At 71.0% G+C, this 24,725-nt stretch carries 26 protein-coding genes; 14 read left to right on the top strand and 12 right to left on the bottom strand.

What is annotated here, in order from left to right; translation table 11 throughout:
- Window positions 1-46 precede the first annotated feature (46 nt).
- The 4 genes from MFF06_RS03225 (at window position 47) to MFF06_RS03210 (ending at window position 4,510) form a co-directional block, all read left to right on the top strand.
- A complete protein-coding gene (locus tag MFF06_RS03225; RefSeq protein WP_238201564.1) occupies window positions 47-1,681 on the top strand; it encodes an ABC transporter ATP-binding protein in 1,635 nt (544 codons plus the stop codon).
- Window positions 1,682-1,684: 3 nt separating this feature from the next.
- On the top strand, window positions 1,685-2,905 hold the full coding sequence (locus MFF06_RS03220; RefSeq protein WP_238201563.1) for a phosphopentomutase: 1,221 nt from the start codon (window positions 1,685-1,687) through the stop codon (window positions 2,903-2,905).
- A gap of 137 nt (window positions 2,906-3,042) precedes the next feature.
- Window positions 3,043-3,231 (top strand): DUF1192 domain-containing protein, encoded by a 189-nt coding sequence (locus MFF06_RS03215; protein WP_370876564.1) that lies wholly within the window; start codon window positions 3,043-3,045, stop codon window positions 3,229-3,231.
- A gap of 1 nt (window position 3,232) precedes the next feature.
- Window positions 3,233-4,510, top strand: coding sequence for a leucine-rich repeat-containing protein kinase family protein (locus MFF06_RS03210; protein WP_238201562.1), 1,278 nt, complete (start codon window positions 3,233-3,235; stop codon window positions 4,508-4,510).
- 250 nt (window positions 4,511-4,760) lie between these two features.
- Here MFF06_RS03210 and MFF06_RS03205 read toward each other — a convergent pair whose 3' ends face one another.
- From MFF06_RS03205 to fliL, 4 genes are all read right to left on the bottom strand, one after another.
- Window positions 4,761-5,570 (bottom strand): MotE family protein, encoded by an 810-nt coding sequence (locus MFF06_RS03205; protein WP_238201697.1) that lies wholly within the window; start codon window positions 5,568-5,570, stop codon window positions 4,761-4,763.
- A gap of 158 nt (window positions 5,571-5,728) precedes the next feature.
- Window positions 5,729-6,253, bottom strand: a complete 525-nt coding sequence (locus MFF06_RS03200; RefSeq protein ID WP_238201561.1) for a DUF6468 domain-containing protein — start codon at window positions 6,251-6,253, stop codon at window positions 5,729-5,731.
- Between the two features lie 6 nt (window positions 6,254-6,259).
- Window positions 6,260-7,474, bottom strand: a complete 1,215-nt coding sequence (gene fliM, locus MFF06_RS03195) for a flagellar motor switch protein FliM (protein WP_370876563.1) — start codon at window positions 7,472-7,474, stop codon at window positions 6,260-6,262.
- A gap of 7 nt (window positions 7,475-7,481) precedes the next feature.
- The gene (gene fliL, locus MFF06_RS03190) at window positions 7,482-8,042 is read right to left on the bottom strand and encodes a flagellar basal body-associated protein FliL (RefSeq protein WP_238201560.1); all 561 of its coding nucleotides are present in this window, start codon (window positions 8,040-8,042) and stop codon (window positions 7,482-7,484) included.
- A 247-nt stretch (window positions 8,043-8,289) separates the two neighbouring features.
- On the opposite strand from fliL, the gene flgF reads away from it, so the two are divergent.
- From flgF to flgH, 4 genes are read left to right on the top strand one after another with little or no spacing between them, the layout of a single operon-like run.
- The gene (gene flgF, locus MFF06_RS03185; protein WP_238201559.1) at window positions 8,290-9,033 is read left to right on the top strand and encodes a flagellar basal-body rod protein FlgF; all 744 of its coding nucleotides are present in this window, start codon (window positions 8,290-8,292) and stop codon (window positions 9,031-9,033) included.
- Between the two features lie 11 nt (window positions 9,034-9,044).
- Window positions 9,045-9,836 (top strand): flagellar basal-body rod protein FlgG, encoded by a 792-nt coding sequence (flgG, locus tag MFF06_RS03180; protein ID WP_238201558.1) that lies wholly within the window; start codon window positions 9,045-9,047, stop codon window positions 9,834-9,836.
- Window positions 9,837-9,859: 23 nt separating this feature from the next.
- A complete protein-coding gene (gene flgA / locus MFF06_RS03175) occupies window positions 9,860-10,939 on the top strand; it encodes a flagellar basal body P-ring formation chaperone FlgA (protein WP_238201557.1) in 1,080 nt (359 codons plus the stop codon).
- A gap of 35 nt (window positions 10,940-10,974) precedes the next feature.
- Window positions 10,975-11,715, top strand: coding sequence for a flagellar basal body L-ring protein FlgH (flgH, locus tag MFF06_RS03170; protein WP_238201556.1), 741 nt, complete (start codon window positions 10,975-10,977; stop codon window positions 11,713-11,715).
- Window positions 11,716-11,878: 163 nt separating this feature from the next.
- Here flgH and MFF06_RS03165 read toward each other — a convergent pair whose 3' ends face one another.
- From MFF06_RS03165 to MFF06_RS03140, 6 genes are all read right to left on the bottom strand, one after another.
- Window positions 11,879-12,193 carry a PilZ domain-containing protein gene (locus tag MFF06_RS03165; protein ID WP_238201555.1) on the bottom strand — a complete coding sequence of 105 codons (315 nt, stop codon included), beginning with the start codon at window positions 12,191-12,193 and terminating at the stop codon, window positions 11,879-11,881.
- 87 nt (window positions 12,194-12,280) lie between these two features.
- Window positions 12,281-13,048, bottom strand: a complete 768-nt coding sequence (locus tag MFF06_RS03160; protein ID WP_238201554.1) for a phosphatase PAP2 family protein — start codon at window positions 13,046-13,048, stop codon at window positions 12,281-12,283.
- A 109-nt stretch (window positions 13,049-13,157) separates the two neighbouring features.
- Window positions 13,158-13,802, bottom strand: coding sequence for an invasion associated locus B family protein (locus MFF06_RS03155; RefSeq protein WP_238201553.1), 645 nt, complete (start codon window positions 13,800-13,802; stop codon window positions 13,158-13,160).
- Complete coding sequence (locus MFF06_RS03150; protein ID WP_238201552.1) at window positions 13,802-17,257, bottom strand: beta strand repeat-containing protein; 3,456 nt, start codon at window positions 17,255-17,257, stop codon at window positions 13,802-13,804. Before MFF06_RS03150 ends, MFF06_RS03155 begins: the two co-directional genes overlap by 1 nt.
- Before the next feature lie 672 nt (window positions 17,258-17,929).
- Window positions 17,930-18,454 carry a 2'-5' RNA ligase family protein gene (locus tag MFF06_RS03145; protein ID WP_238201551.1) on the bottom strand — a complete coding sequence of 175 codons (525 nt, stop codon included), beginning with the start codon at window positions 18,452-18,454 and terminating at the stop codon, window positions 17,930-17,932.
- 20 nt (window positions 18,455-18,474) lie between these two features.
- Window positions 18,475-19,623: an SPL family radical SAM protein gene (locus tag MFF06_RS03140; protein ID WP_370876562.1), complete on the bottom strand. Its 1,149-nt coding sequence runs from the start codon at window positions 19,621-19,623 to the stop codon at window positions 18,475-18,477.
- 74 nt (window positions 19,624-19,697) lie between these two features.
- On the opposite strand from MFF06_RS03140, the gene MFF06_RS03135 reads away from it, so the two are divergent.
- Complete coding sequence (locus tag MFF06_RS03135) at window positions 19,698-20,693, top strand: alginate O-acetyltransferase AlgX-related protein (protein ID WP_238201550.1); 996 nt, start codon at window positions 19,698-19,700, stop codon at window positions 20,691-20,693.
- On the opposite strand, the gene MFF06_RS03130 is transcribed toward MFF06_RS03135, so the two are convergent.
- On the bottom strand, window positions 20,671-20,895 hold the full coding sequence (locus MFF06_RS03130; RefSeq protein WP_238201549.1) for a hypothetical protein: 225 nt from the start codon (window positions 20,893-20,895) through the stop codon (window positions 20,671-20,673). The two genes, MFF06_RS03135 and MFF06_RS03130, sit on opposite strands and share 23 nt — an antisense overlap.
- Window positions 20,896-21,158: 263 nt before the next feature.
- Here MFF06_RS03130 and MFF06_RS03125 point away from each other — a divergent pair, with 263 nt between their 5' ends.
- The 5 genes from MFF06_RS03125 (at window position 21,159) to MFF06_RS03105 (ending at window position 24,301) form a co-directional block, all read left to right on the top strand.
- Complete coding sequence (locus tag MFF06_RS03125; protein WP_238201548.1) at window positions 21,159-21,689, top strand: hypothetical protein; 531 nt, start codon at window positions 21,159-21,161, stop codon at window positions 21,687-21,689.
- A 128-nt stretch (window positions 21,690-21,817) separates the two neighbouring features.
- Complete coding sequence (gene trxA / locus MFF06_RS03120) at window positions 21,818-22,735, top strand: thioredoxin (RefSeq protein WP_238201547.1); 918 nt, start codon at window positions 21,818-21,820, stop codon at window positions 22,733-22,735.
- Window positions 22,736-22,803: 68 nt separating this feature from the next.
- The gene (locus MFF06_RS03115; protein ID WP_238201546.1) at window positions 22,804-23,469 is read left to right on the top strand and encodes an LON peptidase substrate-binding domain-containing protein; all 666 of its coding nucleotides are present in this window, start codon (window positions 22,804-22,806) and stop codon (window positions 23,467-23,469) included.
- Between the two features lie 11 nt (window positions 23,470-23,480).
- Entirely contained in the window at window positions 23,481-23,687 is a 207-nt protein-coding gene (locus MFF06_RS03110) for a Trm112 family protein (RefSeq protein WP_238201545.1), read from the top strand.
- 227 nt (window positions 23,688-23,914) lie between these two features.
- A complete protein-coding gene (locus MFF06_RS03105; protein WP_238201544.1) occupies window positions 23,915-24,301 on the top strand; it encodes a hypothetical protein in 387 nt (128 codons plus the stop codon).
- A 6-nt stretch (window positions 24,302-24,307) separates the two neighbouring features.
- Here the strand turns inward: MFF06_RS03105 and MFF06_RS03100 are convergent, their stop codons facing one another.
- Complete coding sequence (locus tag MFF06_RS03100) at window positions 24,308-24,670, bottom strand: SpoIIAA family protein (RefSeq protein WP_238201543.1); 363 nt, start codon at window positions 24,668-24,670, stop codon at window positions 24,308-24,310.
- Window positions 24,671-24,725 lie beyond the last annotated feature (55 nt).

Here is a 24,725-nt window from a genome sequence, read left to right as displayed (position 1 = left end):
ACGGCGGGCCCCTGTGGCGCGCCCGCGTCCGCGCTATAAGAGCCCCATGCCGGATCCGCAGACGCCGCTCCTGTCCGTCGAGAACCTGTCGGTCGCCTTCCGCTCACGGGACGGCGAGACTCGGGCCGTCGACGGCATCGACTTCACGATCGGCCGGGGGGAGACCCTGGCGCTGGTCGGGGAGTCCGGGTCGGGCAAGTCGGTCTCGGCGCTGGCGATTCTGCGGCTCCTCGACAGCGCCGCCGTGCAGACGGGCCGCATCGTGTTCAAGGGGCGCGACCTCGCCGCCCTGCCGGAGCGGGAGATGCGCCAAGTGCGCGGCGCCGACATCACCATGGTGTTCCAGGAACCCATGACCTCGCTCAACCCGCTCCACACCATCGAGCGGCAAATCGGCGAGGTGCTGGCCCTCCACACCCGCCTGACCGGCAAGGCCGCCAAGGCGCGGATCCTCGAACTCCTTGAGCTCGTCGGCCTGCGGGACGCCGCTTCGCGCATGGGGGCCTACCCGCACGAGTTGTCCGGCGGCCAGCGCCAGCGGGTGATGATCGCCATGGCGCTCGCCTGCGAGCCGGACCTGCTGGTCGCCGATGAGCCGACCACGGCCCTCGACGTGACGGTGCAGGCGCAGATCCTCGCCCTCCTGGCGGAGCTGCGCCAGCGGCTCGGCATGGCGATGCTGTTCATCACCCACGATCTCGGCATCGTGGAGCGCATCGCGGACCGGGTCTGCGTGATGCTCAAGGGCAAGATCGTGGAGGCCGGTCCCACGGCCGAGGTCTTCCGCGATCCGAAGCACGAGTACACCCGGCGCCTCATCGCCTCCGAGCCGAAGGGCCGGGCCAACCCGGTGGCGCCGGGCGCCGCGACCCTCGTCGAAGCCGGGCCGCTCAAGGTGTGGTTCCCCCTCAAGAGCGGCTTCCTGCGCCGCACCAGCGGCTTCGTGAAGGCGGTCGATGGCGTCTCCGTGCGGGTGAAGGCGGGGGAGACGGTGGGGGTCGTCGGCGAATCGGGCTCCGGCAAGACGACGCTCGGCCTCGCGATCCTGCGCCTCGTGGAATCGGAGGGGCCGATCCTGTTCCTCGGCAAGCCCATCGACGGCCTCGGCACCGGGGCGATGCGGCCGCTGCGCCGGGACATGCAGGTGGTCTTCCAAGACCCCTACGGCTCCCTGTCGCCGCGCCTGTCGGTGGCCGACATCGTGGCCGAGGGCCTCGTCGTGCAGGGCGCCGTGCGGAACCGGGCCGAGCGCCGGGCGGTGGTGGCCAAGGCCCTGCACGATGTCGGGCTCGATCCCTCCACCATGGACCGCTACCCGCACGAGTTCTCCGGCGGCCAGCGCCAGCGCATCGCCATCGCCCGCGCCATCGTGCTGGGCCCGAAATTCGTCGTGCTCGACGAGCCGACCTCGGCGCTCGACCGCTCGGTCCAGGCGCAGATCGTGACCCTCCTGCGCGACCTCCAGCGGGAGCGGGGCCTCGCCTACCTGTTCATCAGCCACGACCTGAAGGTGGTCCGCGCGCTCGCTAACCACGTGGTGGTCATGCAGAACGGCCGCGTGGTGGAAGAGGGCCCCGCCGAGACGATCTTCGAGGCGCCGCGCACCGACTACACCCGCACCCTGTTCAAGGCCGCCTTCGCCCTCGACAGCGACGCGCCGGCCGAGCTGGAGCCCGCCTGAGCCGTGGCCCGCGCCATCCTCATCGTGCTGGATTCCGTCGGGATCGGCGGCGCGCCCGACGCCGCCGCCTACGGCGATGCCGGGTCCGACACGCTGGGCCATATCGCGGCGGCCTGCGCGGAGGGCCAGGGCGACCGGGCGGACCTGCGCCGGGGGCCGCTCGCCCTGCCGAACCTCGCCCGCCTGGGCCTCGGCCTCGCCGCGCAGGGGGCCACGGGCCGGATGCCGCCGGGCCTTGCGCCGGAGGGGGAGCCCCAAGCCCTCTACGGCCACGCCGTCGAGACCGCCGCCGGCAAGGACACGCCCTCCGGCCATTGGGAGATCGCCGGGCTGCCCCTCGCGGAGCCGTGGGGCACCTTCCCCGAGACGCGCCCCGCCTTCCCGAAGGCGCTGACCGACGCCCTGATCCTCGAAGGCGGCCTGCCCGGCATCCTCGGCGATTGCCACGCCTCGGGCGTGCCGATCATCGAGGCCCTGGGGGCCGAGCATGGCCGCACGGGAAAGCCGATCTGCTACACCTCCGCCGACAGCGTCTTCCAGATCGCCGCCCACGAGGAGACCTTCGGGCTCGACCGCCTCTACGCGCTGTGCCGGACGGCCCGCACCCTGTGCGACCCCTACCGGGTCTGCCGGGTCATCGCCCGGCCTTTCACCGGCTCACCGGAGGAGGGGTTCCGCCGCACCGGCAACCGCAAGGATTTCGCCGTCACCCCGCCGGGTCCGACCCTGCTCGACCGGCTGGAGGCCGAGGGCCGCCCGGTGGTCAGCGTCGGCAAGATCGGCGACATCTTCGCCCACCGGGCCACCGGCCGGGAGGTCAAGGCCAGCGGCAACGCCGCCTGCCTCGCGGCGGGGCTCGCCGCGCTCGCGGAGATCGGGGAGGGCGGGCTCGTCTTCGTCAACCTCGTGGATTTCGACACCGAGTACGGCCACCGCCGGGACGTGCCGGGCTACGCCACCGCGCTGGAAGCCTTCGACGCGCAGGTTCCCACGATCCTGGCCGCCCTGCGCCCCGGCGATCTCGCCCTCATCACCGCCGACCACGGCAACGACCCGACGTGGCACGGCACGGAGCACACCCGCGAGCAGGTCCCGGTCCTCGCCGTCGGCCCCGGCCTGCCGCCGGGGGCGCTCGGCCGACGCGACAGCTTCGCCGACATCGCCGCCTCGCTGGCCCGCCACCTCGGCGTGTCCTGGGACGGAGCGGGCGTCGCCTTCCTGTAGGCGTCGCCGTCCTCGCGCGCGACGGGAAGCGATCCGGGGATGCCGCTCCGCGTGCGGACGGAGCGCTGCCCCGGGTTGCCTCGCTTCGCCCGCGGGAACGGCGTGCTAAACACACCGACCTCGCGAGGATGACTGTGATGTGGGACGACGACCGGCCGCGCAAACCGGCCACGCACGAGATCGGGCAGGCCCTCGACACCCTGTCCCTGTCGGACCTCGACGAGCGGATCGCCCTGCTGCGGGCCGAGATCGCCCGGATCGAGGCCGCCCGCGCCGCCAAGGCCGCCGCGCAGGATTCCGCCGACGCCTTCTTCAAGCGCGGCTGAGATGGACCGGGCCTCGACCCTGGCGGCCCTGCGCCGGGGCGATTGCGCGGGCGCGCGGGAGATCCGCCTGCCGGACGGCTTAAGCGAGGTCCCGCCGGAGGTCTTCGGCCTCGCGGACACGCTGGAGGTCCTGGACCTCGGCCGGGGCACCTATGCCCTGCCGGACGATCTGGCGCGGCTCACGTCCCTGCGCGTGCTGTTCTGCTCGGGCACACCCTTCCCGCGCCTGCCGCCGGTCCTCGGCGCCTGCCCGGCCCTGAGCCAGGTCGGCTTCCGGGGCTGCGGCATCGCGGAGGTGCCGGCCGACGCCCTGCCGCCCGCCCTGCGCTGGCTGACGCTGACCGACAACCGCATTGCCTCGCTTCCGGCGGCCCTCGGCGAGCGGCCCCGGTTGCAAAAGCTGATGCTGTCCGGCAACCGCCTGGACCGGCTCCCGGAGACCCTGGCGAGCGCCGGAAACCTCGAACTGATCCGCTTCGCCGACAACGGGCTGGAGTTCCTGCCGCCCTGGCTCACGCGGCTGCCGCGCCTCGCCTGGATCTCCTACGCGAGCAACCCCGCCGAGCCGGCGGCCGAGGCGGTCGCAGCCCGACCCGTCGCGTGGTCCGACCTCACGGTGGGTCCGATGCTGGGCGAGGGCAGTTCCGGCCGGGTCCACCGGGCCGAGTGGCGGGGCGGGGCAATCGCCGTGAAGCTGTTCAAGGGGGCGGTCGGCAGCGACGGCCTGCCCGCGCGGGAGATCGCCGCCTGCCTCGCCGCGGGCCGCCATCCCGGCCTGATCGGCGCGCAGGGCGAACTCGTCGGCCATCCCGAGGGCATCCCGGGCCTGATCCTGCCGCTGATGCCGCCCGACTGGACGGTGCTCGCCGGGCCGCCGAGCCTCGCGAGTTGCAGCCGCGACGTCTATGCGCCGGACCTCCGCATCGCGCCGGACGCGCTGCTCTCCCTCGTCCGCGCCCTCGCCTCGGGCCTCGCCCACCTGCACGGGCGGCGGTTGATGCACGGCGACGTCTACGGCCACAACGTCCTCTGGGACGGGCACGGCGGGGCGACGCTCGGCGATTTCGGCGCGGCCTCGACCCTGCCGGAGGGCGAGGCCGGTCGCGCCCTGGCGCGGATCGAGACCCGGGCCTTCGGCATCCTCCTCGGCGAACTCCTCGACCGCTGCGCCGCGCCGTCCCCGGACCTGCGCGCCCTCGAAGGCGCCTGCACCGGGCCGGAGGTGGCGGCGCGGCCGGAGATGAGGGACGTGGCGGGGATGCTCGCGGAAGGCCTTTGACCCCCGCCGTCATGGCGGGCGAAGCGAAACAATGACGCTCCGGCTTCGGCGAACCCGCGCAGGGCCGGAGGTCGCAGTGCGAGGGGAGGCGGGGAGGACGCCGACGGCGACTCTTTGCCCATCGTCGTTGCGAACGCAGTGAAGCAATCCAGGGCAGCGGGCCGTGTCCGACCGATGCGCGTCCCTGGATTGCTTCGCTCCGCTCGCAACGACGCCGGCAGCGGTATCGGCCGGCCCGTGGACGGCAGAGCTACCGCGCCGGACCGGGATCGATCGCCGGCAGTTCGCCGGGGGGCAGGGCAGGGGCCGCCTGGGCCTGGGCCGAGGCGGCGCCGCGGGCGCGGTTGGCCAGGGCCACGGTGAGGCGCTCGGCGGCCTCCGGCTGCATCACGGCCAGGATCTCGGCCATCTTGCGCGGGTTCATCGCCACCACGAGGGGCACGAGCACGTCGTGGCCGAGCCGGTCGAAGACCCGCGCCGCATCCTTCGGCTTCATGGTCTCGTACATGGTGACGATGCTCTTGAGGCCCTGCTTCTCGGCCTCGTCCTTGGCCTTGGCGGCGGCGTCGACCTTGTCTTCCTGCTTCTTGAGGTCGCCGATCCCCGTCTCGATCTTCTTCTCCGCCTCGTCGAGCATCTTCTCGCGCAGGTCGAGTTCGTCGCTGCGCTGCTTGAGGACGTCCCGCCGCGCCCCGAGCTTTTCCAAGAGGGCCTTCTCGCTCGGGGAGGGACCCTCGACCGGGGGTTGAGTGGCCTCGCGGGGCTCGGGGGGCCGGTCGGCCGGGGACGCGGCCTTCTCCTTGGCCGGCTCCTTGGTGCCCACCGAGCCCGTCGTCTCCGGATCGAGAAACTCGTAGCCGGTGCGGGCCTTGGCGACGGCGCGGGCGAAAGCGGGCAGGCTCGGCTCGGGGATGCCGGCGCCGGCCCACGTCAGCACCTTGAGCACGAGCAGCGCCGCCGCCGACAGCGCGACGGCGTCCACGAGGCGCAGCTTGAGGGGCCGCGGAGGCTTGAGGCGCGAGCGGCCGAGGGCGCTGGCTTCCTTGGCCGCGGGGGCCATCGTCCCGGCGGACGAAGCCGCCACGGGCGGCTTCGATTTCCCGGACGAATCGGAGCCCAGGGTCAACTTGGACCCGGCGGGCGGCTTCAGCCCCAAGGGCGACTTCAGCCCCAAGGCCGGCTTGGGTGAAGGCTTGGGCGGGGAGGAGGCCGGGGGCATCAGGCGGCGCGGGCCCGGACGCGGGCCAGTGCCCGCTCGGTCATGGCGAGTGCGGCGGCGGCGGCGGCGCCGAGGCGCTCGCCGTTGGGCCCGTCGGCGGGGCGCGGCTCCGGCGGCACGGGGTGCGCCGGTGCCTCGGAGGACGAGCGGGAAGCCGGCTCGCGGCGGATGTCGGTGGCCCGGGGCGCCGGTGCGGCCCGCGCGCCGGAGACGATGCTGGCGATCCGCGCCAGCACGCCCTCGCCCGCCTCGACCCCCCCGGCCAGGGTGGCGGAGCAGGTCTCCGCCGCCTGGATGCGCTGCTCCAGGCTGCGCTCGCACTCGTCGAGGGCGGTGCGCAGGCCGAGGATGGCCCGCTCGGCGTTGTTGGTGGCCACCATCAGGTCGCCGATGGTCGCCTTGAGGGCCGCCTCGTCCCCCTTGAGCTGGCTGATCCGCTTCGACAGGCGCAGGGAGGTGACGATCGTCGCCGCGAGCAGGACGGCCACCAGCAGGTCGGCGAAGACGGTGACGAAGAGACTCATGGCGTCCTACCCGTCGGAGCGGTTGTTCATGGAGGCCTCGTAGGCCACGAGGCTGGTCCGGGACTGGCGCAGGGGCCGCGTCACCTGGACCGCGATGTGGCCGTCCACCCGCCCGATCCGCCCCTGGGTCAGGGCCCAGTCGCCGCAGCGGACCGTGACGAGGTCGGAGGGCTTGGCGTCGAACATCAGCGTGTCGCCGACCTTGAGGCTCATCACGCGCTTCAGCGGCAGCATCATCTCGTGCAGCACGGCGTCCATGGTCACGTCCGCCTGCCAGATCTCGGTGGCGAGGTGCCCTTCCCAGACGTGGTCGCGCCCGAGCTTCTCGCCCATGAAGCTCTGGGTAAGGAGTTCGCGGATCGGCTCCAGCGTGGCGTAGGGGAACAGGATCTGCATCTGCCCGCCGCGCCCATCGACGTCGAGGCGCAGGCCGATGAGGATGGCGGCGTTGCCGGGCCGGGTGATGGTGGCGAAGCGCGGGTTGGTCTCGATCCGGTCGATGCCGAAGTTCACCGGCGAGAGGGGCTGGAACGAGAGCTGGAGGTCCGCGAGGATGATCTCCACGAGGCGGCGCACCAGCGTCATCTCGATGGCGGTGAAGGGCCGGCCGTCGAGGCGGCTCGACGTGCCGCCGCGCTTGCCGCCGAGCAGCAGGTCGAAGGTCGCGTAGGCGAGGTTGGTGTCGACGGTAACGAGGCCGGAATTCTCCCACTGCTCCGCGCGGAACACGCCGAGCAGCGTCGGCAGGGGAATGGCGTTCAGGTAGTCGCCGAAGCGCACCGAGGTGATGTTGTCCAGCGTCACCTCGACGTTGTCCTGGAACAGGTTGCGCAGCGAGGTCGACAGCAACCGGATCATCCGGTCGAAGACGATCTCCAGCATCGGCAGGCGTTCGTACTGGACGACGCCCGAATCGACGATGGCGCGCACGCCCCCGGCCCCGGAGGCCGAAAGTTCGCGCATGGAGAAGCCGAGGACGCCGTCGATCTCGTCCTGGTTGAGGATGCGGTCGTTGCCGGCGAGTTCGGGGAGGTGGTCGCTCTCCCCGTCCTCGATCATCGTCGCCCATTCGGCGGCGACGTCGCTGGCGTTGCGCGTGGTGCCCTGCTCGGCGAGGGCCGCGCCCCATTCCTCGGCGAGCGACGTGTCGCCGCCCTCGGCGCCCTGCTCCAACAGAGCCGCCGACCAGTCGTCGTCCGCGACTTGATCCTCCGGTTCCATCAGCGCCTCACTGGATGATCAGATCCTTGAATAGCACCGCATCGACCTTGGCCGGGTAGACCGCGACGTTGACCCGGCGCAGCAACTCCTCCCGCAGGCGGTAGAGGCCCACGGAGCCGGTGAGGTCGGCGGAACGGACTTCGCGCATGTAGACCTGCAACGCGTCCTCGATGCGCGGCGCCAGCGGCTTCACCTCCTCCTCGGCCTTGGCGTCCCTCATCTCCAGGGCGACGCGGAGCTTGGCGTACTTGCCCTTCTCCTGGCCGGGGTCGGGGCTGAGGTTGATGACCATCTCGCGCAGTTCGAGGAAGGCGATGCTCTTCTTCCCCGGCGCGTGGCCGGCCCCGCCCCCGTGGGCGTCGCCGTGCCCGGAGGCGTCGGCCTGGGCGGCCTCGCCCTTCTCGCCGCCCGGCTTGCCCTTCATCATGAAAAAGCCCGCGGCGCCCCCGCCGACGACGAGGACGGCGGCGGCGGCCGCGATGATGATGAGCTTCTTCTTGCTCTTGGGAGCGTCGGCGGCTCCGCCCTCGCCCTCACCGGCGCTCGCCTTCTTCGGCTTCTTGGCCATGGGGCCGGAACTCTCGGAAAGATTGTTGGCGCGATACGGAAGCTATCGAAGGTTGCGGTTAACGCCCCGTTAAGGCGGCAAATCCTGCCGGGTCGGCTTTGCCGCCGGACCGAAGGGGACGGGTGCAAGGCGCGGGCATCGATACGGTAAACGCTTCACTCTGTTCGCGAATTTCGGCCGGTCCGGAGTGGCACGGCCGATGCTGATGAAGCGGTGCCCCGACATCACGTGGGCACCAGAGTTCACGATGCAGAATGCCCTCTTCGTCGGCGTCTCGAGTCAGGTCGCCCTCCAGCGCGAACTCGATGTGATCGCCAACAACATGGCGAACATGTCGACCAACGGCTTCAAGAGCCGCACGAGCCGCTTCCAGGAATACCTGATGCCGGTGGCAAGCGCGGACAGCTTCTCCGCGCCGGACCGGCGGCTCTCCTACGTGATCGACCAGGGCACGACCCTGAACCTCGGCCAGGGGCCGGTCGAGCAGACGGGCAACCCCCTCGACGTTGCCGTGAAGGGCTCGGCCTTCATCGCCGTGCGGGCGCAGGGCGGCGCCGAGCGCTACACGCGCAACGGGGCGCTCAGCGTCGATGCCCGCGGCCAGCTCGTGACGAGCGACGGCTACCCCGTGATGGGGGAGGGCGGGCCGATCACGGTCAACCCGCAGGAGACCGGCCTCGCCATCGGACCGGACGGCACCGTCTCCACCAACCTCGGCATCCGCGGCCGGATCAAGCTCGTGACCTTCGCCAACCCGAACGCGCTGATCAACGACGGCGGCAACCTCTATTCCTCGACGAGCCCCGCCCGCCCCGCCGGCCTCGACGGCCGCCTGGAGCCCGGCGCGCTGGAGCGCTCCAACGTGAGCCCCGTCCTCGAGATGACCCGCCTGATGGACGTGAACCGCACCTACACCATGGTCTCCAGCGTGATCTCCCGCATGGACGACCTGCGGGGCACGGCCATCTCCCGCCTCGCCAACGTGGCCTGAGGGGACGACCGATGCGCGCCCTCTACTCCGCCGCCACCGGAATGGCGGCCCAGGAACTGAACGTCCAGGTCATCTCGAACAACATCGCCAACTTGCGGACCACCGGATACAAGCGCCAGCAGGTGCACTTCCAGGATCTGCTCTACCAGAACCTGCGCCGGGCCGGCTCCTCCACCTCCGAGCAGAACACGCAGCTCCCGGCGGGCCTCGCCCTCGGCTCGGGCGTGAAGACCACCTCCACGGCCCGGGTGATGTCCCAGGGCACCCTGACTTCGACGGAGAAGGACTACGACATCGCGATCCGCGGTGAGGGATTCTTCCGCATCACCATGCCGGACGGCCGCACCGCCTACACCCGCGACGGCTCCTTCGATCTCTCGGCCTCGGGCCAGCTCGTCACCCGGGACGGCTACCTCGTGGATCCGGCGATCACCGTGCCGAACACCGCCACCTCGGTGACGATCAGCGCCACCGGCGCCGTGCAGGCGACGCTGCCGGGCCAGACCGCGCCCCAGGCGCTCGGCCAGTTCCAGATGTCGCGCTTCGTCAACAAGGTCGGCCTGGAATCGATCGGCGACAACCTGTTCGTCGAGACCGCCGCCTCCGGCCCCGCCATCAGCGGGCTCCCCGGCGCGGAGGGCTTCGGCAACCTCCAGCAGAGCTACCTGGAGGAGGCCAACGTGAACGCGGTGACGGAGATCTCGTCGCTCATCGCCGCCCAGCGCGCTTACGAGATGAACTCGAAGGTCGTCACGGCGGCCGACCAGATGCTCTCCACCACCTCCCAGATGTTCCGCGGCTGATGGCCGATACGGGATCCCCCACCATGACCCCCGTTGCCTTCCCCGTCTCCCTCCTGGCCGAGACCTCGCTCACGCCCATCGTGCAGCCGACCCGCCGCCGGGTGGCCCCGCCCGCGCCCGGCATGGTGCTGCGGGCGGTGCTGGCGCTCGCCGTCGTGCTGATCCTCGGCGCGGTGGCGCTCCCCGCCATGGCCGCGACGCCCACCCCGCGACTCCGGGGCGACGTCACCGCACGCAACGACGTGCTGACGCTCGGAGACCTCGTGGAGAACGCGCCCCCCGCCCTCTCCGACCGCCCGCTCTTCCGCGCCCCGGCGCTGGGCTCGACGGGCACGATCCAGACCCGGCGGATCGCCGAGGCCGCCTCGGCGCTCGGCGTCGCGGGGGTGGAGACCGGCGGCCGGGTGCAGATCGCCGTGCAGCGGGCGGCCCGCCGGGTCGGCCCGGCCGAGATCGAGGCCGCCCTGAAGCGCGGCCTGGAGACCGGCTACGGACTCGACACCGCCATGACGACGATCCGCCTCGACAACGAGGCCCCCTCGATGCTGGCGCCCATCGACCTCGCGGGTCAGGCGAGCGCCGTCGACCTCGTCTACGACGCGCGCGCGCACCGGGTCTCGGCCCTCGTCAGCCTTGGCGACCGGCAGGCTTCCCTGCGCGTCTCCGGCGTGGTGGTGGAGCTGCGCGAGGTCGCGGTGCTGGCCCGCAACCTCAACCGGGGCGAGGCCCTGCGCGAGGGCGACGTGACCCTGGAGAAGCGCCCGCGCGACGGCCTCGGCGGCGACGTGCAGGCGAGCCTCTCGGCGGCCCTCGGCGAGGTCGCCCAGCGGCCCCTCTCGGCCGGCACGGTGCTGCGGGAGGGCGACACTGCCCCGCCCGACCTCGTTTCCCGCGGCGAGACCGTGACCATCGTCTACGCGACGCCCGGCATCAGCCTGTCGATGCGCGGGCTCGCCAACGACAGCGGCCGGATGGGCGCCGTCGTCAACGTGGTTAACGTGGCGTCAAAGAAAGTGCTGCAAGCCACGGTTGTCGGGCCGGGCAAGGTGTCGGTCGGCCCGAACGGCGTGCCCCAGCTCCAGGCCAACGCTCTGGCGCGCTGAGCCACCCGTTTCCTCTGCGTCAGGGTTCCGAGCCGATGCGCCTCCTCGTCCGCCTCTCCGTCGCCGTGGTGCCGCTGGCTCTGGGCGCCTGCAACACGGCCGACCGGCTCTCCAACATCGGCGCGACGCCGACCCTGTCGGCGATCCAGGACCCGACGACCCAGCCGGGCTACAAGCCGGTGCGGATGCCGATGCCGGACGTCCAGCCGGTCTCCTACGCGCCGAACTCCCTCTGGCGGACGGGCTCCCGCGCCTTCTTCAAGGACCAGCGCGCGGCCAAGATCGGCGACCTGATCACGGTCAACGTCATCGTCACCGACAAGGCCAACATCAGCAACGAGACCAAGCGGTCCCGGGCCAACACCGAGAGCTTCGGCCTGCCGAACGCCGTCGGCCTCGAACAGACCGACGCAGGCAAGGCCGCCGGTGTCGGCGGCTCCGCGCTGCTCAGCGCCACCTCGGCCACGTCGAACGACGGCGCGGGCTCGGTGCAGCGGGCCGAGCAGGTGACGACGAACGTCGCCGCCGTGGTCACGCAGGTGCTGCCGAACGGCAACCTCGTGATCGAGGGCAAGCAGGAGATCCGCATCAACTTCGAGGTGCGCGAACTGATCGTGGCCGGCGTCGTCCGCCCGGAGGACATCGCCTCCGACAACACCATCGATTCGACCAAGATCGCCGAAGCCCGCATCGCCTACGGAGGCCGGGGCCAGATCACCGACGTGCAGCAGCCGCGCTACGGCCAGCAGTTGGTGGATATCCTGCTGCCGTTCTGATCGGTCCTCGCGGCACGTGTCATGACACCCTCTCCGTCATGGCGAACGCCGTGAAGCAATCCAGGGCAGCGGGCCGCTGCCGACTGTGGCGGTTACCTGGATTGCTTCGCTCCGCTCGCAAGGACGGTGGAGCGGGGGCGATCTCCGCCTTGGGGCGCAAGAATCAGTGGAGGGTCTCGTCCCCCCGGGGCCGGGCGGCCGACGGCGGACGGTCGGCGGGCTTTTCGCGGGCCTCCTGGAACCGGAACCCTGCGAGCTCGCCCTCCCGCCAGACCAACTCGGCCAGGCGTTGCTCGCCCCGTGAGGGAACGGACAGGACGATCCGCTCGGGCAGGATCGCGCCGGGGGCGACCCTCACCTGCGCGCCGGTAAGGGACACGTTGCGGAGCGTGCACGGGATCTCGGGTAGGAAGGCCGCCGCCTCGATCAGCCCTCCCAGGCACACCCGTCGGCGTGCATCCTGCCTGCGTTCATCCATCCGATTGGCCCTCACGTCCTCGTGAGATGATGTAGCGCGCGCCGTGCCGGGACGATCCGCGAAAAGCTACGTAACCTTTCATCATTGTTAACCGGGCGGCGGCATCGGCGCCGGGTCCGGGGCCTCGACCTCCCCCCGCTGCTGCAATTGCAGGGCGACGAACCAGCATAGGGCGGCCCAGGCGGCGCCGACGCACCAACCCGCGAGCACGTCGCTCGGCCAGTGGACGCCGAGGTAGATCCGGCTGATGCCGACGAGCAGGGTGATCGACACGCCGAGCACCATGACCAGCGCCTTCACCCGCCGGTTGCGGTGGACGCGGGCCAGCAGGATGGCGAGGGTGAGGTAGGCGATGGCCGACATCATCGCGTGGCCGCTCGGGAAGCTCGCGGTGAACACTTCCATGCCATGGGGGACGAGGTCCGGCCGCGGGCGGTGGTAGAACAGCTTCAGCACCGTCGAGACCAGCTCGCCGCCGCCGATGGCCCCGACGACGAAGGCGGCGATCCGGCGGTGCCCGTCGAGGGCGAGGAACGTCGCCACCGCCACCGTCACGAACAGCACCGTAAAGACGCTGCCGAGGCCGGTGATGTCCCGCATCGTCTCCTCCAGCCAGGGCGGCCCGATCGGGTCGGACAGGTCGGCGGGGTTGCGAAGGGCGAGCAGGATCCGGCGGTCGAGGGCCTCCGTGGAGCCCTCGCCGACCTCGTGGGCCAGGGCGAAGAACCCGTAGCCGAGGGTGCTGACGGCCAGCAGCGCGAGGAGGGGGCCGACCTCGTTCAGCCGCAGCCGGAGCCACAGGGCGGTGGCCCGTCCGGCGACGGGATGCTCGGCCCATCGTGTCGCAAGTCTCACGGCGCCGCCGCTCCCCGTTCGGATCGATTCCCGGCGGGAGGTAGCGCCCGCGCGTCGGGACGCCAACGCGTCAGCACCGCCCCCGCTCCCGCTCCGGCGCGCCCTGCCTTCAGCGCCTGGGCCGGGCCGGGGCGGGATGGGGCGTAGCGGGATGGGGCGGGTGCTTGCCGAAGGGGTCCTGCGCCGCGGCCGCGACCGCCTCCCTGAAGCCCGCCATCGACCCGGACAGCGTCACGGCGCGCCCGTCGCCCGTCGTGTAGGCCATCTCCACCGTGGTCGCGGCCAGAAGCATGGCCTCCAGCGGGGGCGTCACCCGGGTGAGGGCGAGGCAGGCGGTCCGGCAGGTCCAGTTCGGGATGGTCAGGGAATACGCGCCGAGGCTTACGCGCAGGCCCTTGGCCGGGTCCATCGCCGGGGGCACGGACCAGACGAGCACGTTGCTCTCGTCCGAAGCCCTGGCCACCCGCCAGAGCACCGCGCCGCCCGGACGTTCGAGCACCTGCTCCACCGCGCAGAGGCGGCGGTTCTGCGAGAGCGAGACCTCGCAGCGCAGGGTCCAGGGACCGAAGGGGCGGACCACGCTCAGGCGGTCGCCGGGGGGCGGCGCCGGGGCGCCGCTCCGGTCCAGGCTCGCGAGGGTCAGGCCCTCGGCCCGCACCCCGCCGGCGAGGCCCGCGGCGAGGGCGACGCCGAGGAGGAGGACCCGCCGGGGCGGGGCGGCCCGCCGCCGGGATCGCGCGTCGCCGCCGGGCATCACAGCTCGCCCGTGATGCCCACACGCCCGCCGACATAGCCGGACGAGCCGCCGACGCTGCCGGTGAAGGCCAGCGGGACGCTCGTGTCGAACCGGTAGGCGAAGGAGCCGCCCACGGCGGCGGCGCCCTGGTAGGTCGCCGCGTTGACGGCATAGGTCAGGCGGCCCGAAGCCGAGGGCATGGCCGAGTTCGTCATCGCCATGGCCGAGGCGATGCCGGCCCGCGCCTCGTTGCGCACATCGCGGATGTTGCTGCTCAGCGCGTTGAAGGCCGACTGGTTGGCGCTCTGGACTTCCGCGATGCGGGTGTCCGTGTAGGCCATCGAGTCCGAGCGGACCCGGTTCAGCTGCCGCACGGTGGCGGCGTCGCCCCCGTTCACGCCGTCCGCGAGGTTTCCGATCCGCACCGGGGCGCCGTTGGGCCCGGCGAGGGTGATCGACCCCGTGCGGTTGCCGTTCCCGTCCGTGTCGTAGGAGACGAGGTTCTTCACCTGCCCGTAGTTGACCGCATCCCCGTCGGCGGTGCCCGCCGCGACATTGGTGACGCGCACCGCCGCGCCCGACCCGTCGCCGGTGAGGACGACGGTGTTCGTCGCCTTGCCGTTGCTGCCGGCCACGTATTTCAGGGACAGCGCGTCGGACTTCGTGAGTCCGTCCACGGCGTCGCGCAACTGCCCGACATTGGTGTTGGTGGCGTAGAGCTGCGACCCGTTGACCGCGTCCGTCGAGGTCGCCGAGAGCGAGCCTGCGGCGACGTTGGTGAGGGTCTGCGCGGCGCCGGGATTGCCGGGCGTGCCCCCCGCGGCCGTGAGCACGATGGTGTTGGGGGTGCTCCCCCGCTGCACCACGCCGGCCGAGTTGGTGACCGTGGTGACCAGCCCCGCGACGGTCTGGTTGGTGGCGTAGAGCTGCGCGCCCGTCACGGCGTCCGTGGAGGTGGAGGAGAGGGTTCCGGTGGCGATGTTCGTCACGGCCTTGCCGCCCGCGTCGATCCCGGAGGCGGTCACGCTCGGGCCGTTGGCGATGGTCAGGCCGTTGGTGGTGAGGGTGGCGTTGCCGGTGGTGACGCTCGTCGCCGTCAGGGTGTCGGAGGTGGATACGGTCACGTCGCCGCCGTTGCGGGTGACCTTGATGTTCGTCCCGTCCTTGAACTGCACCGTGCCGCCGGGGGCGACCTGCGTGGCCGTGTCGCCGTTGGCCTGGAGGTTGAAGCCCTTCGCCGCCGTGGCGGTGACGGCGGCCACCGCCTGATTCGTGGCGTAGAGCTGGGCGCCGTTCGTCGCGTCGGTCGAGGTGGCCGAGAGAGATCCGGCGGCGACGCCGGTCATGGTCTTGTTGGCGGCGAAGATGCCCGTGGCCAGGATGCTGGGGCCGCCCGTGATGCTGAAGCCGCCCGTGTTCATCACCGCGTTGCCGGTGGTGAGGCTCGTGGCGGTCAGGTCGTCGGCGGTGGAGACGGTGACGTCGCCGCCGTTGCGGGTGATCTTGATGTTCTGCCCGTTCTTGAACTGCACCGTGCCGCCGGGAGCGACCTGCGTGGCCGTGTCGCCGTTGGCCTGGAGGTTGAAACCCTGGGCGGCCGTGGCGGCGGCCGCCGCCGCCGTCTGGTTGACGGCATAGAGCTGCGCGCCGTTCACCGCGTCCGACGAGGTCACGCCAACCGCTCCGTTGGCGACGCCGGTCACGACCTTGTTGCCCGCGTAGATGCCCGTCGTGGTGACGCTGGGCCCGCCCGACAGGGAGAAGCCGCCCGTGTTCATCACGGCGTTGCCGGTGGTCAGGCTCGTCGCCGTCAGGTCGTTGGCGGTGGAAACGGTGACGTTGCTCCCGTTGCGGATGACCTTGACGTTGGTCCCGTCCAGCAGTTGCACCGTGCCGCCGGGGGCCACCTGGGTGGCCGTGTCTCCGTTGGCCTGGAGGTTGAAGCCCTTCGCCGCCGTGGCGGTGACGGCGGCCACCGCCTGGTTCGTGGCGTAGAGCTGGGCGCCGTTTGTCGCGTCGGTCGAGGTGGCCGAGAGAGACCCGGCGGCGAGGTTCGTCACGGCCTTGCCGCCGGCATCGATGCCGGTGGCCAGCACGCTCGGCCCGTTCGCGATGGCGAGGCCGTTGGTGGTGAGGGTGGCGTTGCCCGTGGTGAGACTCGTCGCGGTCAAGGTGTCGGAGGTGGAGATCGTCACGTCGGTGCCGTTGCGGGTCACCTTGACGTTGGTCCCGTCCTTGAACTGCACGGTGCCGCCGGGGGCCACCTGCGTGGCCGTGTCGCCGTTGGCCTGGACCTTGATGCCCTTCGCCGCCGTGGCGGCGGCCGCCGCGACCGCCTGGTTCGTGGCGTAGAGCTGCGCGCCGTTCGTCGCGTCGGTCGAGGTGGCGGAGAGCGACCCCGCCGCGACATGCGACACGGCGTTGCCACCGGCATCGATGCCGGTGGCCAGAACGCTCGGCCCGTTCGCGATCGTCAGGCCGTTGGTGGCGAGGGAAGTGTTGCCCGTGGTGAGGCTCGTGGCCGTCACGTTGGGCGCGAGATCGAAGGTGAGCGTGTTGCGGTTCCGGCTGATCGCCAGATTGCCGCTGCTGCCGCTGTTCACCGTGAGCGTGTCGCCGGAGGCCACGGCCGTCGCCGTGTCGCCGTTCGACTTCAGGTTCCAGCCGTAATTCGGCACGGTCGCGGCGGCCTGGATGGCGGAGGTCACGCTCGTGTAGGTCGTGCCGGCGATGGTGACGGCGAAGCCCGACAGCGAGCCCGTGGATCCGTTGTAGGCAGTCGTCCCGCCGAGCAGCGACGCCGTCGAGGAGCCGACGTTGTTGATCCCCACCACGGCGCCGTACAGCTGCGAGCCGTTGATGGCGTCGGTGGAACTGCCGGAGATCACGCCCGGCGCCACGTTCTGGATCTGCCGCTCGTTCCCGACGCTGCCGACCGCGAAGCGCGCGCCCGTCGAGTAGTTGATGCCGGCGGCGGGGCTGCCGGAAAAGTACATCGTGTTGGCGTTGCTGAGGGCGTGGGTCGCCGAATTGGAGCCGATGACCACGTCGTTCGTGCCGGCCTGGGCGCCGGAGCCGATGGCGACGCCGTTGCTCGCGCTGGTGGCCTGGTAGCCGACCGCGACGCCGTTCTTCTTGGCGATCGCCTGATAGCCGCCGGCGAAGCCGTACCCCTCCGTGTTGTCCGTGCCGTACCCGATCGCGATGCCGGATTTGTCGGCGGCGGCCTGATAGCCCAGGGCGGCGCTGGTGGTGTTCGCGCTCGACCCGTAGCCGACGGCGACGCTGGCATTCGCCGCGGAGCCGCTTGCTCCGATGAAGATGCTGTTGGCATCGACGGTGCTCGTGCCCGGATTGTAGCTGAAACCGTCCCCGACGAGGATCCCGCCGGCGGACGCCATCGGCGGCAGGGAGACGGTCCCCGCGACGGCGAAGGCGGTCAAGGCCAGGGGAAACGATGCTTTGGCAGCCATTGCAGAACTCCGATACGCAACTGGAAGAGTTTTGAGGGCTCTCACTGATGATGGTGAAAGTTGTTCGGACAGTCTTGGTCGAGCGAACATCCGCAACGAGGCGTGACGATGCCTTTCCCGGCGAAGTCTTCGCCGGAATGGAGCGGATCCGATGGTCCGTCGTGTGGCGGCAAGAGTCCTCGTATCCGCAGCGGCGGTGGCTGCGGCACGGCGTGGGTCTTACCGGTGCTGGCGGTGAGGAGGGGCTGGCCTAGGGCGGGGACACCATCACGTCATGCAGGCGTCCCCACCTCGGGTCCTTGTTCCTGCACTCATCGTTCCGAGTTCAGCTGCCGCCTTCGTCCGGACCGATGCAGCGGCAGGCTCTGCCTACCCTTCCGCGAAGATCTCTTACGGTTGTGTCATGATGATCTGCACCATCTTGGCGAGATAACTCGCCGGTCAATTTAAGTATAAAACGCAATTTGCGGGGATACGTCAACGCAAAAATATGGATAACGATTGATTAACGCCTGTATTCTCGGCCAAATTCCAGGTTATAAAATAATAAAGCACCATATTTTTTGCGAAATCAGAAAATCATACACTGCGTGATCGCGATCATGGTCGTTTTCCCGCAGCGAAGGTTCGAATTCCGAAGAACCGGTCTTGAAAGGACCTTAGCACTGTCGATCAGCCGCCGTCGCCGAAGTGGATCCGCGCCACCTTCTCCCAGGGACCGCCGAGGTAGCGCCACAGCAGCACCCCCGGCGACGTGAAGCGGAACGGGGCGAAGGCCGCCTGGAGGTCGGCGTGGAGGGCGCGCGCCTGCTCAGGCCGCACCTTGTTCTGCACGGTGACGTGGGGCCGCCAGCCCTGCCGGTCCTGGGCGGTGAGGGACGTCTCGAAGCTCTTGGCGATCCTGCCGCGGAACTGCGCCAGGGGCTCGGATTCGAGCACGTAGGCGACGCCCCGCCCGGTGAAGCGCAAGCCCGTCACGGCGACTTCGGGGCGCGGTACGGGGCGCGCCAGGGCGGTGACCGTCTCGATCACCCCGCGCTCCTCCTCGCCCGGCAGGTGGTGGAACAGCGTCGCGTGGGCGGGGATGTGGTTCAGCGCCTCCGGGAAATGCCGGCGGCGTTCGCCGTCGAACCGCGCGAAGGTCGCCTCGTCGAAGCCGAGGGTCAGGATCAGCGGAGCCGGGTCCCGGGGGGTCATGGCGGGGGCGTCCTTCGGAATCAGGTCCAGTAGAGGATCTTGGCGGCGGGGAGGTCCCGGGCGAGGGCCTGCGTGAGACCCGCGCGCATCGCCGCCATCTGGGGGCGGGGCAGGACGTATTTCACCGAGCCGAACTTCGTGAGCTTGCGCACCCGCTCGGCCTCGTCGAGGGGCAGGTCGGAGCCCGGATACCAGCCCTGGAGCACGCTCTTGGAGCCGGGGGTGAAACGGTGGGTAATGAGTTCGGCGGTGAGGTCGAGGTCCGGCACGCCGGCCAGCGCCGCGGCGGCCTCGCGGATCAGCCCGCCATAGGCTCCCTCCCAATCGGGCAGGGGAAGGATCGGCGCAATGGTGAGGCCGACGGGGTAGCCGGCGAGGGCGACCTCGCGCAGGGCGGCGAGGCGGGCCTCCAGAGGATCGGTGCCGCCCTCGTAGCGGGCGGCGCCCCGGGCGTTCACGGAAAAGCGGATCCGGGTCCGGCGGTTGTGCGCGAGAGTCAACAGCGGCGCGACGGCGGCGAACTTGGTGGTGAAGCGCAGTTGCACCGGCGCGTCCCAGGCGCCGAAATGTGCGATCAGCACCGAGAGGGAGCCGGTCAGGTGCTCGATGGCCAGGGGATCGGTGTAGCAGGACGCCTCGAAGGTCGTCCCCTCTTGGGCGCGCGCGCCGGAGGCGGAGGTCACGCCGCCGCGCCCGAGATAACCGGGCAGCACCGCGAGGATCGCATCGAGGTTGGCGTAGGCCCTCGTGACGGGTGGCCCCGAGAGGGAGCCGGCGAGGTAGCAATACTGGCAATGGGCGGGGCAGCCCTCCGCGAGGTCGATGCGCCAGTCCGCCGAGGGCGGGATCGGCTGCAGGCGGAGCTTGGCCGGCGGCGCCACGGTGAGGGCGAGCGTCGACTTGGCCTCGGCGTAGGCGCGGCGGGGGTCCTCCCGCCGGGGCAGCGACAGGCGGTTCGCGGGGAGCCGCTCCACCGTCAGGCCCTGCGCCGCGATGCGCCTCGCCATCGCCTGGCCATGGGGGAGGGCGAGGGCGGCCGGCGTCGCCACCACCCGGCGCGGGCGCCACAGGCGCGGCGCCGTCCGTCCTCGTCCGCCGGGGACGGCTTCCGCAGCCCCCGCCGGGGGGCGGTCGAGCGCAAGGTCCAGGTCCGGCAAGGGGGAATCCATGACCGGCGAACGCCGCAGGGCCGGCGCGGGCTCCGGCCTAGGCGCCCGGAGCCCGTGCGGCTAATGCTCCCCGGATGGACCCCGATGCGCCCGTTCCGGCCTGTTCCGACCCGACTTCCGGGGTTTCTGTCCCGAAGGACGGGACCGAAATCCACGTCGGCCGCGACGGCTGGCTCTTCCTCATCGGCGGCAGCAACCGCGTCCTCGATCGCTTCCGCGGCGGGCTGGCCCATTGGTGGCTCCTGCGCCGCTGGATGCGCCTCGTCGCCGCCCGTGCGGCGAGGGCCGAACGCCTCGGCATCCGCTATCTCCAGGTCGTCGTGCCGGAGAAACTCTCCGTCTACGATGACCGGACCGACGGGCTGCGCTACGACCCGGCGAAGGCCTCGACCCGGCGCCTCGCCCGCAGCCTCGCGCGGCACCCCGCCTATCTCGATCTGCTCGCCCCCCTCCGGGCCGCCCGCGACGGCGGCGCGCCGCTCTACCTGCGCACCGACACCCATTGGACGGCGGAGGGGTGCCTGCTCGTCTACCGCGAGATCATGCGGGCCTTGAGCGCGAGCCCGCCCGCCGACATCGCGTCCCGGCCCCGCCTGACGGTGGTGGAGGTGATGGATCTCGGGGAGAAGCTGCGCGAGCCCCGGGCGGAGCGGATCGAGCGGCTCAACGTCCAGCGCGATGCCGTCCGGGCGGAGACCGGCTCGCTTCTCGCCGCCTACGAGGCGCAGGGCCGGGCCGGCGAACTGCATGTCGGCGCCCACGTCGTCTACCGGAACGACGCCGAAACCGCCGATCCGCGCCGTCTCGTCCTGTTCGGCGATTCCTGCGCGCATTTCGCGCCGTTCCTGCTCACCGGCCTGCTCGCCGAGAGCTTCCGCGAGGTGCATTTCGTCTGGTCGACCAGCTTCGACTGGTCCTACATCGCGGCGGTGAAGCCGGATATCCTGTTGGGCGAGTTGTGCGAGCGGTTCCTCGCCCGCCTGCCCGGCGACGACTTCGACGTGGCGGTGGGCGGGCGCCGGGGATCGCCCGGCCGCCTCGGCAGCCTCAGTAGAGCGACGGATCGATGACGACGAAATCGCCCAGGCTCGCCGTCTGGTAGCGCTGGAGCGGCTCCGGGGCGCAGAGCACGCCGATCAGCAGCACGAGGAGCGTCGCGAACCAGGCGAGCGTTGCGGTGACCACGTCCGCGTGTCGCCGCAGGGCATGGATCGCCATGCAGCCGAGCGTGAACAGGGATGCCTCCACGACGGGCATCAACACGGGGGTCATCGCGGCACTCCTCATCGTGGTTCGCCGGGGGCGTGTCCGAAGCCGGGCGGTGGGCTCCGGAGCGGACGGACGGGAAGGGGACGCCGGGCGAACGGCCTTCCGAACCACCGTCTTGCCCGGCTTTGTTGCACCGCAAAAGAGGCCCCGCTGCAAATCAGCCTTGCACCGGACGGGCGCTTTCAGAGGGCCGCGCGACCGGCCGCCTCGACGCCGCCGGGCCGCCGCCTACATCGGTTGCGAACATCGGGAGGTTTGCGCAATCCATGAAGGCTTCCGCCAAGACGGCTCCGGTCCGCCACACCTCCCTTCGCCTGATTCATCTCGCGGTCGGGGCCGCCGCGATCGGCCTCCTCGGGGCCTCCGGTGCCTCGGCTCAGGGCGCCGGAGGGCCGGCCGCCTTCACGCTCACCGGCCACTGCGAGAAGCTCGTCGTCGCCGGGCGCGATGTCACCTCACAATGCGGCGACAGCCTCTCGAACGCGGTGAGCCGCAACCGCACCGCCTTCGACTTCATAACCAGGGACGGCCAGGTCGTCAGCTTCTCGGGCAACGGCGCCCAGCAGGAGGCGACCGAGGAGACCGACCCCCTCCAGCCGATCAACGTTGTGACCGAGAGCCGGAGCGGCAGCGAGATCGGCGCGCCTGTGCTCGCCATCGGGGCCTGCCGCTTCTCGACGCCGGAACCGGGCCGGACGGCCATCGCCTGCGAGGCGAAGACCGGGGACGGGCGCGCCTACGCGGGGACCTTCGTCACGGCGGCGAAGGCGGCTCCGGGGGCGCCGGCGGCCCGCTAGGGTCGGCCGGGCGCCACCCGGCTCCGCATGGAGGGTGGACAAACGGCGCCAACCGCCGTCGCGGGCTGGTCAATACGGCTTGGCGGCCCCATCTAACCGCCACCACGAAAAAAGTTCCGAAGCGGATGATGCTCAACGACCTCAGCGCCGGCGGCGCCGCGCAGGCCGGCCCGGCCGGCGACCTGATCAAGGACACCACGACGGCCGCGTTCCGGCAGGACGTGATCGCCGAATCCATGAACCGGCCGGTGCTGGTGGACTTCTGGGCGCCCTGGTGCGGCCCGTGCAAGCAGCTCACCCCCGTGCTGGAGAAGGTCGTCACGGCGGCCGCCGGGGCCGTGGTGCTCGTGAAGATGAACATCGACGAGCATCCCTCCATCGCGGGTCAGCTCGGCATCCAATCGATCCCGGCGGTCATCGCCTTCGACAAGGGGCGCCCGGTGGACGGCTTCATGGGCGCGGTGCCCGAGAGCCAGATCAAGGAACTGATCGACCGCATCGCCGGCCCCGCCGGTCCGAGCCCCATCGAGGCCGCACTGGCCGAGGCGGCGGGCCTTGTGGAACAGGGCGAGGTGGCGGGCGCCTCCGAACTCTACGCGGCGGTGCTGGAGCAGGAGCCCGACAATCTCACGGCCCTGGCGGGCCTCGCCAAGCTCCAGCTCGACGCGGGCGAGATCGAGAACGCCAAGCGGCTCTTCGCCATGGTCCCCGAGGACAAGGTGAACGATCCGGCGCTCGCGGGCCTCAGGGCGGCCCTCGACCTCGCGGACCAAGCCGCCTCGCTGGGCGACCTCGCCGGCCTTCAGAAGGCGATCGAGGCCAACCCCGCCGACCACCAGTCCCGGTTCGATCTGGCGCTGGGCCTCGCCGCCCGGAATCAGCGCGAGCAGGCGGTCGATCACCTGATCGAGATCCGCAAGCGCGACCGCGCCTGGAACGACGACGCGGCTCGCAAGCAGTTGCTTCAGTTCTTCGAGGCCTGGGGCGTGATGGATCCAGACACGATCCGCGGGCGCCGCAAGCTCTCGACCCTGCTGTTCTCGTAGGCCGGACTTCCCGATCCATCCGGCGCCGCTGGGCCCGGGATGGGGACCGCCGCGCCAGAGGAGGTGCGATGAGCACGCATTCCGAGTATCACGGCCCGGCGGATTGTCCGGCGATCATTCCGGTCTTCCCCCTTCCCGGCGCGCTGCTGCTGCCGCGGGGCCAGATGCCGCTCAACATCTTCGAGCCGCGCTACCTCGCCATGGTGGACGATGCCCTGCGCGGCGACCGGATGATCGGCATGATCCAGCCCGATCCCGATTCGGCCGCCTCCCAGCATCCGAAGCTGTTCCGGGTGGGCTGCGCCGGCCGCATCACGCAATACGCCGAGACCGGCGACGGGCGCTATCTCATCTCGCTGACCGGCATCACCCGCTTCCGCCTCACGGGCGAGGTCGCCTCGGCGGAGGCCTACCGCCGCTGCCAAGTGAGCTACGACGAGTTCGCGGTGGACTTCCAGGCGCGGGCGGGCGAGGACACCGTGGACCGGGCGGGCGTCCTGAAGGCCCTGCGCGACTTCGTCGAATCGAACGACCTCAAGGTCGATTGGGCGGGGATCGACGAGGCGCCGAACGAGGCCCTCGTCAACGCGCTGTGCATGATGAGCCCCTTCGGCATCCGCGAGAAGCAAGCGATGCTCGAGGCGGCGGACCTCAAGACCCGTGCCGAGATCCTGATCGCGGTCACGCAGATGGAATTGCTGCGGGGCTCCGGCCCCGAGCCGACGATGCAATAGGACCCTGTTCGATGGCCAACGACCTCACCGCCCCGATCGAGGCGACCCGCGTCGACCCGAAGCTCCTCGAGATCCTGGTCTGCCCGCTCACCAAGAGCACGCTGGAATACGACTCCGCCCGCCAGGAACTCATCAGCCGCGCGGCCAAGCTCGCCTACCCGATCCGCGACGGCATCCCGATCATGCTGCCGGAGGAGGCCCGCCCCCTGCACGATTGAGTGCGCCACCGGTCTTTCCGGGCAGCGCGAAACAATCCGCGGCGGCCGTCGAGAGTATTGCCGAGCTTATCGGCTGCAAAGTTCCGATACAAAATCATCGGCGGCGCGGCCTTGTTCTCGCCGCATCGCCCTGTCATATGTGAACGATCCTGCAAACATTGCGACGGCGCGGCGCCTCAACGGCGCAACAAAGTCGCATAACTGGTGAGAGCCACATATTGATGAGGATGACCCGCCCCACCCGGATCGCCACCGCCGCCCTCGCGTTCTGCGCCGCGAGCGCATCCGTCGCGGTCGCGGCCGATCGGCACAACGGCACATGGGCGGTGGAGCTCGTCACGGACAGCGGCGTGTGCAGCGCGCGCTACAGCTACACCGTGGCGATCCGAGACGGCGAGGTCCGACCGGTGTCGGCCTCCGCAGGAGCCCGCGTGAGCGGACGGGTCGCGGCGGACGGCACGGTGGGCATCACGGTGGCGGGTTCGGGCGGTTCCGGCTCCGGCACCGGGCGCCTCGACGGAGCCCGCGGCTCCGGCACATGGAGCGCGTCCTCCCTGTGCGCGGGCCGCTGGACGGCCCGGCGGGGCACCACCCGCACCGCCGAGGCCGAGTGAGGGTGCTCAGGCGGCCGCAGCCAGCCAGGAGCGCGCCTCGGACAGGCGCTCGCGCTCGAACACCTTGATCTTGTAGGGCGAGACGAAGGCGAAGGTCTCGGCCATCATCTTCAGCCAGGGCGCATCCGTCACCAGCGCGACGTGGCTCACGCCCTTCATCATCGAAATGCCGAAGCGCGGATCCTTGAAGAAGGCCGCCGGCTCCATGCCCTGGAAGCTGCGGATGTCTTCGAGGAGCTTGATCTTGTCGCCCTTGTCGAGGTCCGCCTTCATGGAGGCGATGGCGGCGTTCATCTCCTCGTCGGAGATCTTCCCGTCGACAACGATCTCGGCCACGTTCGAATCCGGCGTCTTGGTGTAGCTCAGCACTGGTCGCTCCTCGCGCGCCCCGCCGCCGTGTCCCGTGGAGGAGCACGGCCCTGCG

The sequence above is a fragment of the Methylobacterium aerolatum genome (genome assembly GCF_022179085.1).
Taxonomy (GTDB): domain Bacteria; phylum Pseudomonadota; class Alphaproteobacteria; order Rhizobiales; family Beijerinckiaceae; genus Methylobacterium; species Methylobacterium aerolatum.
Note: the sequence above shows the minus strand (reverse complement) of the source record. Positions and strands in the feature narration are given on the sequence as shown.